A 12,605-nucleotide genomic window follows, 5' to 3' on the forward strand; every position below is an offset into this window, starting at 1 on the left:
CGCGCTGCGAATCCTGCGCGAGCGCCGCCCCGACCACCCGATCGAGACCAACGTCGAGTTCTGGGCCGCGGTCATCCTGGACTTCGCCCAGGTCCCGCCGCACATGATGCCCGCGATGTTCACCAGCCCCCGCACCGCGGGCTGGTCCGCGCACATCCTGGAGCAGAAGCGGGAGAACAAGCTGGTCCGCCCGTCGGCCCAGTACATCGGGCCGGGCCCGCGCAAGCCCCAGGACGTCGAGGGCTACGACCTGCTCGGCTGACCGGCCCGTCCCGCATCGCCCACCGAATCCCTGTCGACATGATGTCGAGGTGTCGGTGGCGACGAGCCGCGCGGCCGCCGCCTTGGGTCGTGGAGCCTTGAGCTATGGCCTGGCGGCGGTGGTGCTCCAGGCCAGGCAGCGTGACGACGGTCGATCCCGGCCGCCCCGTCGAGAGGTCATCCCGCACCGGGATAGGCGATCGCCTGGATCTCCAAAAGGCACTCCGGGTGGAAGAGGTTGGACACCCCGACCATTGCACTTGCCGGCGTCCGATCGCCGAACAGGTCGCGGCGCACCCTCTTGTTCGCCGCCGCCACCTCGGCCCCGTCTCCGACGAAGAACAAGGTCTGCTGGGCGATATCCGTGAGCTCCGCGTCGAACCGGCCCAGGATCACGCCGATGTTGGCATAGGCCTGCCGCATCTGCGCCTCGACGCCCTCCGGGAAGTCGTACGAAGGCATTTCTGGGGCATCGAAGTCAACCTTCATCCCGACCATTCCCGCCACGTGAACTACGTGGCCAGCCCGGACGGCCCAGGACAGCGAGACGGTCTCCCCGAACAGGTGCAGACGCTCCAACTTCACTGAGTGTCCTCCCATGGGCTCGGCAGCGCGAGAGCCGCAAGCCGCCTCGTGATCGTTATCCGGTGCACAACAAATTACCCTGATACTGGTTTCCCTGAACAGCGTCCGAGTTGGCCTCTAAGATCCGAGACTGCGACCACACCACACCCACAGTTGTGTCCCACGGCGTGGTGTAGGTCCCCGGCCCGGACGGCGTGGGTGACCTCGGGGTAGGGGCCATCGTGCGACGGTCAGCGAGACCGGTTCAAAGGTGCCGCCGACGAGCGCCGCGACACCGCTGGACCGAGGGGTCGGCCTGCGACGACGAGCGAGGAGACCTTCTCAACCATCCTGGGTTGGCAAGAGCGCTGGGTTCGGGCCAGTTCGCCCCGCTGCCGACACCGAAGCCCGTTTTTCGTTCAACGGCGGCCTTCGGTCGCAGCGGTTGTACCTGGCCGAAGGGCGCCGACGGGCTGAGCTGGTGCCCGAGCGACGCGGGACGACGATCTCGAACGACTCGTCGTGGCCGCGCCGCGGTTCCACGCTCTGTCCTGGTCCCTACTCCGCGACCCAAGGAGTTGTCTGCGTACGGAGCAGACCGGGCCTCTGTACGTGTTCCGGCATCCCCGACCAGTGCCACAGCAGTCCCGAGCGGTGTCGCCACGGCGGGTCCGGCTCCCCGCCTGGCATACTGACCGTGTCGTCGGTCGCCGGACGACACGGCCGGCTGCAGCCCGCTCACGCCGTGTGGTGGACGGCATTCCGGCCCGCCACTGGGGAGGTCACGCGTGCACGGTCCCGCTCGTCGGGCGATGAAGCAGTCGGAGATCGTCGCGCGTCAGATCTCACAGCAGATCGTGGACGACGATCTGGCCGAGGGAACTCGGCTGCCGCCCGAGAAGAGCATGGTCGAGGAGTACCAGGTCGGACGAAGCACGCTCCGTGAGGCGCTCCGGCTGTTGGAGAACCGCGGCGTGCTGAGCATCAAGACCGGCCGCGAGGGCGGACCTGTCGTCCGGCGCCCGCAGGCCTCAGACCTGGGCGAGGCCATCAGCCTTGCGCTGCGGTTCGACGGGGTGACCGCGGAGCAGGTCGTCGCGGGGCAACGCGCCCTGGTCCCTCGGCTGGTCCGGCTGGCCGCCGAGAACGTGTCCGCGGCTCAGCTGGCGGCGATCGGCGAGTGTCTCGACCGCATGAACCTCTACGTCGACCAGATCGCCGTCTTCGAGACGGAGAGCCGCCGCTTCCACACCATCGTCGCCGAGGCGGCACAGAGCCCGGTGCTGGCGATCCTGGTCAACGCCGTCGACGCGGTCCTGGGCGGGTTCCGGGCCGACGACCCGATCCCCGACACCCGGCAGGCCACACGTGCCGCCCGGATGAAGTACACCGCGCTCCACAAGCGGCTCCACGAGGCCCTCGGCCGACGGGACGGTGACGCGGCCGCCGCAGTGGCCCTGGAGCTCATCGACATGATGACCTTCCCGGCCCAGGGACGGTCCGGGTCCCGTCGCGGCGTCGCGAGCGGCGCCCGGGCGCGCGAACGCCGGGCCAGCGAGCGGACGGCCTAGCTCACGCCGGCGCCTCGGTGATCGGGGTCCACTGGACGGGCCGCTGGGTCACGTCCCGGTAGCGGCCCATCCAGGCCTCCCTCGAGTCCTGGAGATGGCCTTCCATCATCGCCTCGGCCCCGGGCGCGTCCCCGGCAGCAACGGCCTTGTAGATGCGCTCGTGCCAGGCCAATGCTATTTGCCGTTGCTCCTGGCTGAATCCCGCATCGACAGCACCGAACGCGATACCGTCGGCCACCCACTCAACGGCGCTGCTGAGCAGTTCCAGGACCGGGCTCCCCGCGGCCTGCGCGATCAACTCGTGGAACCGGAGGTTCTCGGCATGGAAGACCGCGGACTGGTCGATGAACGACGCCATGCGGTCCACGCAGTCCCGAAGAGCGTCGAGCGCGGCCTGATCCGCGTTCTTGGCCGCCATTCCCGCCAGCAGCGGCTCCAGTGCCTGCCGGGCGGCGAACACCTCGGCGAACGCCACGCCCTCGAACTGGAGGATCAGGGTCATGGCCTCCCCGAGGTCCGACGGACGCGGACGCCGGACCACCGGCCCCCCGTCCCTCCCGGTCCGGATACTCAGGATCCCCCGGCTCTCCAGCAGGCGGAGCGCCTCACGCAAAGTGCTCCGCCCGACCTGGTACTCCTCGAGCATGGCGCGCTCGGTAGGGAGCCGTGTCCCCTCCCCGAGTCCGTCCCCGAGGATCTGGGCGACGATCTGCCTCGCGACGATCTCGGACTGCTTCATCGCGCGGGCGGCGGGACCAGACATCCATTCATCCCTTCGACTACCGGCAGGTGGACCTGCAGGCCCTCTCCGGCGCGCTTCCACGTCCGGCGTTCAAAGCGTAAGCATAGTTGGGCGAGTCAAATACTCCCGTGGTCCGGGCCCCGAGCAGCACCTTCCCCCGCCCGTCACCAGTTGAGGGATTCGAGGACCAGCCGGCGCAGGGTGCGCGGGTTGTGGTCGATCTGGCCGGTGCGGGCGTGCTGGACGGCCCAGTTGTTGAACAGCACCAGGTCGTCGTTGGCGTAGTGGTGGGTGTAGATGTTGTCCTCGGCGTAGGCGTAGGAGAACAGGGTCTGGATGAGCTCCTCGCCGCGCTGCGAGTCCACGCCGTACTCCACGATGTGGCTGGTGTTGAACTCGTTGACGAACAGCGCCTTCTCACCGGTGTGCGGCACGGTGATCACCAACGGGTGCTCGTAGGACTGGATGCCGGACAGGTCGGCACCCTCGGGGTAGTCCGCCAGGCGCACCCGCTTCTGCTCGGCCTCGGTCTCGTACATGTCGAAGGCGTTGCAGGCATGCAGGTTCTCGATCTCGTCCTTGATCTCCTGCGGCAGATTCTTGTAGGCGCGCACGGTGTTGGCGAACGCGGTCGGCGGCGAGGTCGGCGAGACGTCCTGGGCGTAGAGACAGGTACCGGAGGCCACCTTCTCCCGGTACGCACCGTCGTTGTGGAACAACAGCCGCCGCGACCCGGCCAGCGACGGGTTGTCCTTGATCACGTTCGACAGGTACTCCACCTGCGTGCCCCAGCGGAAGGTGTGCAGGTTGCCCAAGGTCTTCACGAACCGGTCCTGGTCCTCGTCGCGCAGCTTCTGCCCACGCACCAGCACCACACCGCCCCGGTCGAACGCCTCCCGCAGCACCTCGACCTCGTCGTCGTCGAACGGCTTCGACATGTCCAGATCCTGCAACTCGACGCCGAGGCTGTCGGTCAGGGGGATCGCCTTCATCCGCATGCTCCTCTCCGAGCCCGAGAACGGGGTGGCGGCCGACTCGCCATCGCGAGTGCTATCTGTGCACAGAGTATGTTGCCTTCGTCACCTCGACAAGGTGTGCGTCCCGCCAGACCCCCGGGGGAGTGATCACCTCCGCCCCACGTCGGCGAATTCCGGCCCCCTATCGCCAGCCCGGACGAACAGAGCCGGTAGGCGAAGGCCCGCTGTGCCCACCGGTGGTACCGAAGCCAGAGCAACACTGTGCATGTAAGGAGAGGAGCTCACCGCCGGGCGGGCGCTGTGGGATCGTGCGGCCGGGTATGTGGACGGGGTGAGCCTCGCCGGGACGCACGACCACCGGGACGGGCTGGCGGCGGAGACTGTCCCTGAGGCCATGCCCCTGGTTCATCGCCTTCGTGGCGGCCAGCTTCATCGACAGCGCGAACTCGAGCCCGTGCTGTTCCGCGAGCTGTACGACCTGCCGATTGTGGCCGAAGCTCGGGGGGCGCTGCGGAGCAGCCTCCGAAATGAGCCGCGTGTTGTTGGCGGTCGGAACGAAGACGCCGAACTTCGCGGCCTGGTCCTCTCGTCGTCCGAAAGCTGATCAGGGCCAGATCACGCGGCTGGGCGGTGTGTCCTGGTACGGGCCGACGCCCGCGGCATCGGTTCCGGAGGGACGTCGTCCGGTCTCCCGGTCGTGCTGGCATGGTGGACAGCCATGAGCAACGCCGACGACCTGGCCGGGCTGGCCACTGCGGTCCGTGAGACCGCGGGCCTCGTCATCCGCAGGGTCCGGTACGAGAGCGGAAGTTCGCTCACCTGGTCGCAGAGCGCCTTGCTCAGCGACCTGTCCCGGCGGGGCGAGGCCACCGCCAGCCAACTCGCCGACGATCAGGGCCTGCGTGCCCAGACCGTGTGGGCGAACCTCGAGACGCTGGAGAAGCGCGGGCTCGTGGCACGGGAGCGGGACGCGAACGACCGCAGGCACGTCCGTGCCCGCCTGACCGACCTGGGTCGACAGGAGCTCGAGGCGGACCGCAAGGTCAGGGACGCCTGGATCGTCAGCGTCCTGGCCGACGAGTTCACCACCGACGAACGCACCACCCTGTCGGCCGCTCTCGGGCTTCTGACCAGGCTGGCCGAGTCGAACCTCGCCAACCGCCCGCGGCGCACGGGCCCAGCCTGAGCCGGTCCTCACCGGATCGCCGGGCCCGCGAGGGCCGGCGGTTCCGTACCCTCCTCGGGCGCAGACCCGGCGCGCCTCGGTCGTTCACCCAGCATCAGGACGAGACGGGGATCGTCACGTCGTAACGGCTGAAGCGGTGGCTGCCCCGCTCGCGCTGCATGGTCTGCTCGCCGTTCGGGTCCCTGCGGACGCGGCGGGCGAGCAGGAAGCGGAGGAGCTTGGTCAGCGCGCCCTGGCTCGTCTCGTTCCCCTGCTCCCACAGCAGCATCGGGCGCCCGATACAGACGTGCGGTCCCGCGCCGAAGGCGAGCCCGAAGTGCGCGACCTTCGGGTCGGCCGGGGTGCGATGCGGGTTGTAAGACTCGGTGTCGTCGCCGAAGATCGCCTTGTCGTGATCGGCCTCCATCAGGTATCCCGCAACGAGTGTGCCCTCCGGGATGACGCGACCGGTCGACTCGAGCGTGACGTCCGAGGCCGCACGCCGTGACAGGAACGGGCGGGTCGCGCGGTGCAGCCGCAGCGTCTCCTTGACGGCCGCGTTGAGGAAGGCCCGCTCTCCCGTCTTCGCGCGGTCCTCGGGGTGCTCGTCCAACCAGCGCTGCAGGTCGTCGATCGCGAAGGTGGCCTGCAACACGGGGTTGTTCACCGATGCCGCCAGCAGCTGCACCGCCTCGGTGAAGATCAGGTCGTCGGCGACGGGCGGGTCGGCCTTCAGCAGGCTCGTCAGCAGGTCACCGGGTAGCTCGTCGTCCGACAAGCCGGATGCGACGAGGGTGCGCCGGCGCTCCAGGCTGGGGTCGAACAGCTCCTCGCGGATCGTCGTGCGCGCCACGCGGAACTTCTCGAGGGCCGTCGGTCGCTGGTCCTCGGGCATGTACTGGATCGTGATGCCGGCGACCAGCGGGACCGCGAGCGACACGAACTTGGAGGTCCGCTCCGGGCTGTCCACGCCGTCGATGCCGACGAAGCTCGCGGTGAAGCGCCAGATGATTCCCCGCAGGAACTCGACGAGGTCGAAGTGGAGGAGCCCGTCGACCGGCTCCACGGTCGCCTCGAGGTGCGCGAGGTTGTCCGCGAACACCTCGTCCATCAGGGTTCCGTCCGCGCCCCACGGTCGGCTCGGGTTGATCATCCGCATGAGGGCCCGGCGTCGCGACAGGTGCTCGCGCCCGTCGATGGCGACGAGCGTGCCGTGGGCGAACTCCGAGGATTCGGCCACCGTGCCGCCGGCGAGGAAGTCCCTCCCGCGGCGCAGGATCTCTTCGACCTCGCGGTACTCCGTCAGCTCCACGACTGGACGAGAACCCTCTGTCGTGGTCGATTCCGCCATTTCTCCACCTTCTGGTCGTCGTATGACGCCGCGGTCCGACGTCGTCGCGGTCGCCCGCCTGGTTATCGGTGATCTTCTGCCCTGCGGCTGCGCCATGGGCCGTCCGTGCCGGTGAGCGGTTCGAGCGCCGTGGGCGGCGCGATGCCCTCATCGTCGATCGCGCGTGGAGTGTCCAACCCGCGGGGCGACCGGGTTGAGCATGGCCGGCAGGGCCGGGATCAGGGACAACTGCCAGCCGAACGCCGTCGAAGTGGTGGCCATGGAGTGGCAGCGACCCGCCGTCACACCCGCCACGCCTCGTCGGGAGCCGGCTCGAGGCGACAGTCGGCCACACGCGAGAGTATCTCCGCCGCGGCGGCGAGCACCTCCCGCTCTTCGGCTGTGACGTCCTGCTCGATGGCCCGCGCCAGCCATGCACCACGCAGGTCCACGATGGAGTCGATGAGCCGTCGTCCGTCCGCGGTGACCGACAGGAGGGACTTGCGCCCATCGGTCGGGTCGGGATTCGCCTCGACCAGGCCCTGCTTCTTCAGGGTGGCCACCGTCTCCGCGATGGACTGCGCCCGGACATGCTCGGCCTGCGCGAGAGCGCTCGCGGTGATCGGACCGCTGTCGGCAATCCGGCCCAGGACGGACAGCTGTGACATCGTCTGACCGGTGGTGACCGACGCCTGCTCCAGGCGCAACCTCGAACGCAGCCGTGTCATGGCGAGACCGAGCTGGACGGCGAGGGCGGAAGCGTCGGTGCGGGCGCGCGTCGGTGCCATCCACCCATCCTAACGTCAGGAAGGCTTGACAGGCAATCTAACCAGGGAGCCTGCTGACTCTCACGGCGGCGATCGCGCCCCTGCTGATCCCGCTGGCCGCCGCGTCGACCCTGCAGCTGGGGCTCCCCCGCCACGCTGATCCTCTTCGCCCTCGGGATCGTCGTGGTCGTCCGTACGTCCTGCTCACGCAGTCGCTGCCGCTGCAGAAGGTCGCGACGGCTGCGGGCGTCGGCCATGGGGGTGCGGCGGGCACGGCCTCGGCGCCGCGGGTGTGACCGCCGGTGCTCACCGCGAACGTGCTCATGCTCGACGGCGGAGGCCACGATGCCGACCGAGGGCAGCTTCACCGCGGTCTGGTGGGTCGGCGCGGGGGTTTCGGTGATCGCCGTGCTCTGCACCGTCGGCGTCACGCTGCGCAAGAGCGACGACGCCGAGGCGGCGGCCCACCGACCTCCTGACGAACGACGAAGACCCGGCCGGTGCAGCGCACGGGCCGGGTCTTCCGTCGTGCGGGTCGTCAGCCTCCGAGGCTGTCGACCACGTTCAGGGTCACCGAGCCCAGCCGGTCGAACTCGGCCAGGAAGTGGTCACCCGCCGCGAGCGGGACCGCGGCGTGCAGCGCGCCGGTCATCACCAGGTGGCCCGGCTCGAGCGCGAGACCGCGCTCGCCGAGGACGTTCGCCAGCCAGGCGACGACCTCGAGTGGGTTCCCCAGCGCCGCCGCGCCGGCCCCGGTGTCGATGACCTCCCCGTTGCGGGACAGGACCATCCCGATCAGCCGGGAGTCGAACGCGTCGACCGGGACGAACTCGGGTGGGATCACCATCGCCCCGTTGGAGGCCAGGTCGGCCACGGTGTCGGCGAGCTTCACCCGCCAGTCCACAACACGTGAGTCGACGATCTCCATCGACGCGGCGGCTCCGGAGACCGCCCGCCGGGCGTCCTCGAGCGTGACGCCCGGACCCTGCAGCCGCTCCCCCATCACGTAGGTGATCTCGGCTTCCATCTTCGGCGAGATGAAGCGGTCCATCGGCACGTCCCCACCGTCCGCATAGCGGGTCGACGCGAGCACCGGACCGAAGTCCGGCGAGTCCACGCCGATCAACCGCTGCATGGCCAGTGAGGTCAGCCCGACCTTGTAGCCGACGATCTCGTCGCCGTCCGCCAACAGCATCGGAACCAGCTCGGCCTGGATGGCGTAGCCGTCCGCCATCGTCAGGTGCGGCTCGGTGTCGGTGAACGGGGCGATCGGCGTGCGGGTGCGCCGGGCCTCGTAGAGCGCCTTCGCCTTTCCCTGCGGGTCGACAACGGTCACCGTGGACTGCTCAGCCACGCTCGCGCTCCGCTGCCAGCTGGATCGCGACGTCGATGATCATGTCCTCCTGGCCGCCGACATAGCCGAGCTCGCCACAGCGCTTGAGGATCTCGTGCGCCGGAACCTTGTAGCGCTCTGCCGCGCGCTCCGCGTGCAGCAGGAAGGAGGAGTACACACCCGCCCAGCCCTGGACGATCGCGTTGCGGTCCATCTTCGGCCAGCGCGGCAGATAGGGCCGCACGACGTCCTCGGCCGCGTCGAGCATCGCGGAGACATTTAGGCCGGTGTTCACGCCGAGCCGGTCGAACACCGCGGCGAGCACCTCGGTCGGCGAGTTGCCTGACCCGGCCCCCAGCGCGCAGAGCGAGCCGTCGATGTACCGGACGCCGACCTCGTAGGCGATCACCGAGTTCGCGACGCCCATGCTGACGTTCTGGTGGCCGTGGTAGCCGACCCAGGCCTCGTCGCCGACCTCGGCGATCAGGGCCTCGAACCGCGCTCGCGCCTCGTGCATCAGCAGCGCACCGGCGGAATCGGTGACGTAGGGGGCCTGGCATCCGGCGTCGACCATGATCCGGGCCTGCTTGGCCAGGTTCTCCGGGTCGGTCCGGTGAGCCATCATCAGGAAGCCGACGGTCTCCATGCCCAGATCCCGGGCCATGCCGAAGTGCTGCGGCGAGACGTCCGCCTCGGTGCAGTGGGTGGCCACGCGCACCATCTCCGCTCCCGCGTCATGGGCGCGCTTGAGGTCCTCGTTGGTCCCGATGCCTGGGACGAGCAGCACCGCGATCTTGGCGTTGCGGGCCTCCTCGCGGGCGGCCGCGATCAGTTTCATCTCGTCCGTGCGGGAGAAGCCGTAGTTGAACGACGAGCCACCGACGCCGTCCCCGTGGGAGACCTCGATGACCTCGACACCGGCCTGGTCGAGCGCACGCACCGTGTCGCGGACCTGCGTCTCGGTGAACTGGTGGGCCATCGCGTGGCTGCCGTCGCGCAGCGTCGTGTCGATGATCCGGACGTCGCGGGTGAGGGCGGGGCGGCTCATGCCACGGTCTCCTTGTCGATACCGGCCTTGGTGGTGGCCATCAGCTCGCCGACACGGGCGGCGGCGGCCGTCATGATGTCCAGGTTGCCCGCGTAGGAGGGCAGGTAGTCGGCGTTGCCCTTGACCTCGAGGAAGATGCCGACGCGGCCATTGCCGTCCCAGCCGTCCTGCGGGTCGTCGAACTGGGGCTCGGCGCGCAGCGTGTAGCCGGGGACGTACTCCTGGACCTCGGCGACCATCTCGTGCACCGACGCGGTGATCGCGTCCTTGTCCGCTTCAGGCCCGATCGCGCAGAACACCGTGTCCCGCATGATCATGGGAGGTTCGACCGGGTTGAGGATGATGATCGCCTTGCCGCGCTGCGCTCCGCCGACCTCCTCGACCGCCCGCGCCGTGGTCTCGGTGAACTCGTCAATGTTCGCCCGGGTGCCCGGACCAGCGCCCTTCGACGCGACCGAGGCGACGATCTCGGCATAGGGCACCGGGGTGATCCGGGACACCGCGTACACCATGGGGATGGTGGCCTGCCCACCGCAGGTGATCATAGAGACGTTCGGCGAGTCCAGGTGAGCCGCGCCGTTGACCGGCGGGGAGACCATCGGGCCCAGGTGAGCGGGGGTGAGGTCCACTGCCTGGATGCCCGCCTCCTGGTACCGGGGCGCGTTGGCGATGTGCGCCTTGGCCGAGGTGGCCTCGAAGACCAGCTGCGGCAGCTGGTCCTGCTTGAGCAGCCAGTCGACGCCCTCCGCCGAGGCCTCCACTCCCAGCTTGCGGGCGCGCTGGAGCCCATCCGACTCCACCACCCCCACCACGTACCGGACGTCGATCACCGAGCTGCGCTGCAGCTTGATCAGCAGGTCCGTCCCGATGTTCCCGGGACCGACGATGGCGGCGGTCACCGGCTCCCGTACTCCGTTGTTCGACATGCGCTGGACGGTCTCACCGAGACGCGCGCAGAATCGAGCAATGCGGTCCATTCAGCGAGACGGTGTGCCGGAGTCCGTCGTCGGCCGCGTCTTCTCCCTGCTGTCCGCGTTCCGGCCCGAGGACCGGACGATAAGCATCTCCGAGCTCGCCCGCCGGACGGGCATCAGCAAGCCGACCGCCCATCGCCTCGTCCATCAGATGGCGGAGTGGAACGTCGTCGAGGTGACCGCCGACGGGGTCCGAGTCGGGATGGGTCTCTTCGAACTGGGGCTCTTGGCGTCCCGCCCGGTCGACCTGCGCGCGGCCGCGTCCCCGTTCCTGGCCGACCTGTACGAGGCGACGGGTGAGACCGTGCACCTGGCGGTGGCCGAGGGCACGGACGTGGTCTACGTCCAGAAGTTGGAGGGCCGGCACGGACCACCGACCGCATCCCGGGTAGGCGGCCGAATGCCGGCCTACTGCACGGGCGTCGGCAAGGCCCTGCTCGCCCACGCACCCCCAGACCGGCTGGCGGCCGTTCTGGAGCAGGGGCTGCACCGGCGTACGCCCCGGACGGTGGTCGCTCGCGGCCTCTTCGAACGAGAGCTGACACGCATCCGCGAGACCGGTGTCGCCGTCGAGCACGAGGAGTCCTCGACCGGCATCTCCTGCGTGGCCTCGCCGGTGATCGGCGACAACGGGGAGGCGGTCGCGGCGGTCTCGATCACCGGTCGGGCCAACCGGATCGACACCTCCCGGCTGGCGCCCGCCGTCCGCACGGCTGCCCTCGGCATCTCACGCTCCCTCGGCACCACCGGCGCGAGGCGCTGACGTGCCGTGGCCCTCGACGCCGTAGGCGCCGATGCGGATGCGCGGCTTCACCGACGGGCTGTTGGTCGTACTCCTGGGGCCCAATCCTCATGTCGCCGTCAGACCGGGGCGCCCGACGCGGGCAGCTCGGCGGAGTGCGCCGCCCGGATCAGGCCGGGGACATCACATCTAGCCGGTGATGCCGTGCGCGCCGACCTCCGGGACGATCTTGTCCACAAGGAACCCGGCCAGCGGTGCTTCGACTCCGAGCTCCGCCGCTAGCCCGCGAGCAAGCCCGAGGTCCTTGCTCCACATCGCGGCGAACCCGGCGGGACCGGTGGTGTAGGAGGCTTCCTGCGCCTTGATCCCCTCCCAGTGGTGGGTGACCCAGCTCGAGCCGACTCCGCCGGCGTTGATCACGTCCAGCACCTCCTCACCGAGGCCTGCGGCCCGTGAGACGGCGAGCGCCTCCCGGACGAGCGCGACGTGGCTGGTGCAGAGGAAGTTGTTGACGATCTTCGCGGTGACGCCCGCCGAGACGTCGCCGACGTGGTAGACCTTCTCGGCCATCGCATCCAGCACGGGACGAGCGTCCGCCACGGCGTCCGGAGCCCCGCCGACCATGAAGGTGAGCGTGCCCACGGAGGCGGCGACCTGACCGCCACCGGTCATCGCCGCATCGATGAGCCGAAGCTCGCGCTCCTGCGCAACCTCGGCCATCTCCCGCACGAAGCCGGCCGACACCGTGCTGTGCAGCACGACGATGCACCCCGCGGGCGCCGCGCCGAAGACACCGTCGGGCTGGTCGCCGCCGAGCAGCACCTCACGCGTCTGCTTCTCGTCGAAAACCGCGACGCAGACGACGTCGACACCGACGGCCGCGGCGGCCGGGGTCGCCGCCGCGGTCGCACCCGCCTCCATGAGCTCGGCCACCACCTCCGGTCGCACGTCGACGACCGTTGTCGGGATTGCGGCGCGCAACAGATTCTGCGCCATGCCGTACCCCATGTTGCCGAGACCGATGAAAGCTGCGCGCACCTGTCGCTCCTTGCGTCGTCCGGGACTTCGCTGTGCCGGGAAGCCGCCCACACCACCGTGCCGATCAACGACAGCACCGCTCGTTGACTCCGG

Annotated in this window: 14 protein-coding genes and 1 pseudogene; 5 read left to right on the forward strand and 10 right to left on the reverse strand. The window is 69.5% G+C overall.

Annotation, left to right across the window (positions count from 1 at the left end; all coding sequences use genetic code 11):
• Window positions 1–262 (forward strand): citrate/2-methylcitrate synthase (locus LWC35_RS33540; RefSeq protein ID WP_308194728.1); only part of this gene is annotated, 262 nt, incomplete at its 5' end.
• Between the two features lie 176 nt (window positions 263–438).
• Here LWC35_RS33540 and LWC35_RS33545 read toward each other — a convergent pair.
• Window positions 439–846 carry a RidA family protein gene (locus LWC35_RS33545; protein ID WP_232874518.1) on the reverse strand — a complete coding sequence of 136 codons (408 nt, stop codon included), beginning with the start codon at window positions 844–846 and terminating at the stop codon, window positions 439–441.
• 791 nt (window positions 847–1,637) lie between these two features.
• Between LWC35_RS33545 and LWC35_RS33550 the strand changes: the two genes are divergently transcribed.
• Window positions 1,638–2,396 carry a FadR/GntR family transcriptional regulator gene (locus tag LWC35_RS33550; RefSeq protein WP_232874519.1) on the forward strand — a complete coding sequence of 253 codons (759 nt, stop codon included), beginning with the start codon at window positions 1,638–1,640 and terminating at the stop codon, window positions 2,394–2,396.
• 1 nt (window position 2,397) lies between these two features.
• Here the strand turns inward: LWC35_RS33550 and LWC35_RS33555 are convergent, their stop codons facing one another.
• From LWC35_RS33555 to LWC35_RS33560, 3 genes and pseudogenes are all read right to left on the reverse strand, one after another.
• Window positions 2,398–2,898, reverse strand: coding sequence for a FadR/GntR family transcriptional regulator (locus LWC35_RS33555; protein ID WP_232874520.1), 501 nt, complete (start codon window positions 2,896–2,898; stop codon window positions 2,398–2,400).
• 63 nt (window positions 2,899–2,961) lie between these two features.
• Window positions 2,962–3,159 (reverse strand): annotated as a pseudogene (locus tag LWC35_RS41150) (FadR/GntR family transcriptional regulator); the annotation flags it as partial.
• Between the two features lie 143 nt (window positions 3,160–3,302).
• A complete protein-coding gene (locus LWC35_RS33560) occupies window positions 3,303–4,130 on the reverse strand; it encodes a TauD/TfdA dioxygenase family protein (protein WP_232874521.1) in 828 nt (275 codons plus the stop codon).
• Window positions 4,131–4,446: 316 nt separating this feature from the next.
• Between LWC35_RS33560 and LWC35_RS33565 the strand changes: the two genes are divergently transcribed.
• The gene (locus LWC35_RS33565; RefSeq protein ID WP_232874522.1) at window positions 4,447–4,719 is read left to right on the forward strand and encodes a hypothetical protein; all 273 of its coding nucleotides are present in this window, start codon (window positions 4,447–4,449) and stop codon (window positions 4,717–4,719) included.
• Window positions 4,720–4,833: 114 nt separating this feature from the next.
• Window positions 4,834–5,301, forward strand: coding sequence for a MarR family winged helix-turn-helix transcriptional regulator (locus LWC35_RS33570; RefSeq protein WP_232874523.1), 468 nt, complete (start codon window positions 4,834–4,836; stop codon window positions 5,299–5,301).
• 94 nt (window positions 5,302–5,395) lie between these two features.
• On the opposite strand, the gene LWC35_RS33575 is transcribed toward LWC35_RS33570, so the two are convergent.
• From LWC35_RS33575 to LWC35_RS33595, 5 genes are all read right to left on the reverse strand, one after another.
• Window positions 5,396–6,727 carry a cytochrome P450 gene (locus tag LWC35_RS33575; RefSeq protein ID WP_232874524.1) on the reverse strand — a complete coding sequence of 444 codons (1,332 nt, stop codon included), beginning with the start codon at window positions 6,725–6,727 and terminating at the stop codon, window positions 5,396–5,398.
• A gap of 185 nt (window positions 6,728–6,912) precedes the next feature.
• The gene (locus LWC35_RS33580) at window positions 6,913–7,338 is read right to left on the reverse strand and encodes a MarR family winged helix-turn-helix transcriptional regulator (RefSeq protein ID WP_232874525.1); all 426 of its coding nucleotides are present in this window, start codon (window positions 7,336–7,338) and stop codon (window positions 6,913–6,915) included.
• A gap of 577 nt (window positions 7,339–7,915) precedes the next feature.
• Window positions 7,916–8,731 (reverse strand): 2-keto-4-pentenoate hydratase, encoded by an 816-nt coding sequence (locus tag LWC35_RS33585; RefSeq protein WP_232874526.1) that lies wholly within the window; start codon window positions 8,729–8,731, stop codon window positions 7,916–7,918.
• The gene (dmpG, locus tag LWC35_RS33590) at window positions 8,724–9,758 is read right to left on the reverse strand and encodes a 4-hydroxy-2-oxovalerate aldolase (RefSeq protein ID WP_232874527.1); all 1,035 of its coding nucleotides are present in this window, start codon (window positions 9,756–9,758) and stop codon (window positions 8,724–8,726) included. Before dmpG ends, LWC35_RS33585 begins: the two co-directional genes overlap by 8 nt.
• Window positions 9,755–10,684: an acetaldehyde dehydrogenase (acetylating) gene (locus LWC35_RS33595; protein WP_232874528.1), complete on the reverse strand. Its 930-nt coding sequence runs from the start codon at window positions 10,682–10,684 to the stop codon at window positions 9,755–9,757. The genes dmpG and LWC35_RS33595 overlap by 4 nt, the downstream gene beginning before the upstream one ends.
• A 40-nt stretch (window positions 10,685–10,724) precedes the next feature.
• On the opposite strand from LWC35_RS33595, the gene LWC35_RS33600 reads away from it, so the two are divergent.
• Complete coding sequence (locus LWC35_RS33600; protein ID WP_232874529.1) at window positions 10,725–11,495, forward strand: IclR family transcriptional regulator; 771 nt, start codon at window positions 10,725–10,727, stop codon at window positions 11,493–11,495.
• A gap of 168 nt (window positions 11,496–11,663) precedes the next feature.
• Here the strand turns inward: LWC35_RS33600 and LWC35_RS40640 are convergent, their stop codons facing one another.
• Window positions 11,664–12,512, reverse strand: a complete 849-nt coding sequence (locus LWC35_RS40640; protein WP_232874530.1) for an NAD(P)-dependent oxidoreductase — start codon at window positions 12,510–12,512, stop codon at window positions 11,664–11,666.
• Window positions 12,513–12,605 lie beyond the last annotated feature (93 nt).

Origin of the sequence: Pseudonocardia kujensis, assembly GCF_021283305.1 — a bacterium.
Lineage (GTDB): Bacteria > Actinomycetota > Actinomycetes > Mycobacteriales > Pseudonocardiaceae > Pseudonocardia > Pseudonocardia kujensis.

Excerpts from the sequence above, each read along its gene's own strand:
- LWC35_RS33550 (WP_232874519.1), top strand. The coding sequence starts at position 1,638 with ATGAAGCAGTCGGAGATCGTCGCGCGTCAGATCTCACAGCAGATCGTG.
- LWC35_RS33555 (WP_232874520.1), bottom strand. The coding sequence starts at position 2,898 with ATGACCCTGATCCTCCAGTTCGAGGGCGTGGCGTTCGCCGAGGTGTTC.
- LWC35_RS33560 (WP_232874521.1), bottom strand. The coding sequence starts at position 4,130 with ATGAAGGCGATCCCCCTGACCGACAGCCTCGGCGTCGAGTTGCAGGAT.
- LWC35_RS33570 (WP_232874523.1), top strand. The coding sequence starts at position 4,834 with ATGAGCAACGCCGACGACCTGGCCGGGCTGGCCACTGCGGTCCGTGAG.
- LWC35_RS33575 (WP_232874524.1), bottom strand. The coding sequence starts at position 6,727 with ATGGCGCAGCCGCAGGGCAGAAGATCACCGATAACCAGGCGGGCGACC.
- LWC35_RS33580 (WP_232874525.1), bottom strand. The coding sequence starts at position 7,338 with ATGACACGGCTGCGTTCGAGGTTGCGCCTGGAGCAGGCGTCGGTCACC.
- dmpG (WP_232874527.1), bottom strand. The coding sequence starts at position 9,758 with ATGAGCCGCCCCGCCCTCACCCGCGACGTCCGGATCATCGACACGACG.
- LWC35_RS33595 (WP_232874528.1), bottom strand. The coding sequence starts at position 10,684 with ATGTCGAACAACGGAGTACGGGAGCCGGTGACCGCCGCCATCGTCGGT.
- LWC35_RS33600 (WP_232874529.1), top strand. The coding sequence starts at position 10,725 with ATGCGGTCCATTCAGCGAGACGGTGTGCCGGAGTCCGTCGTCGGCCGC.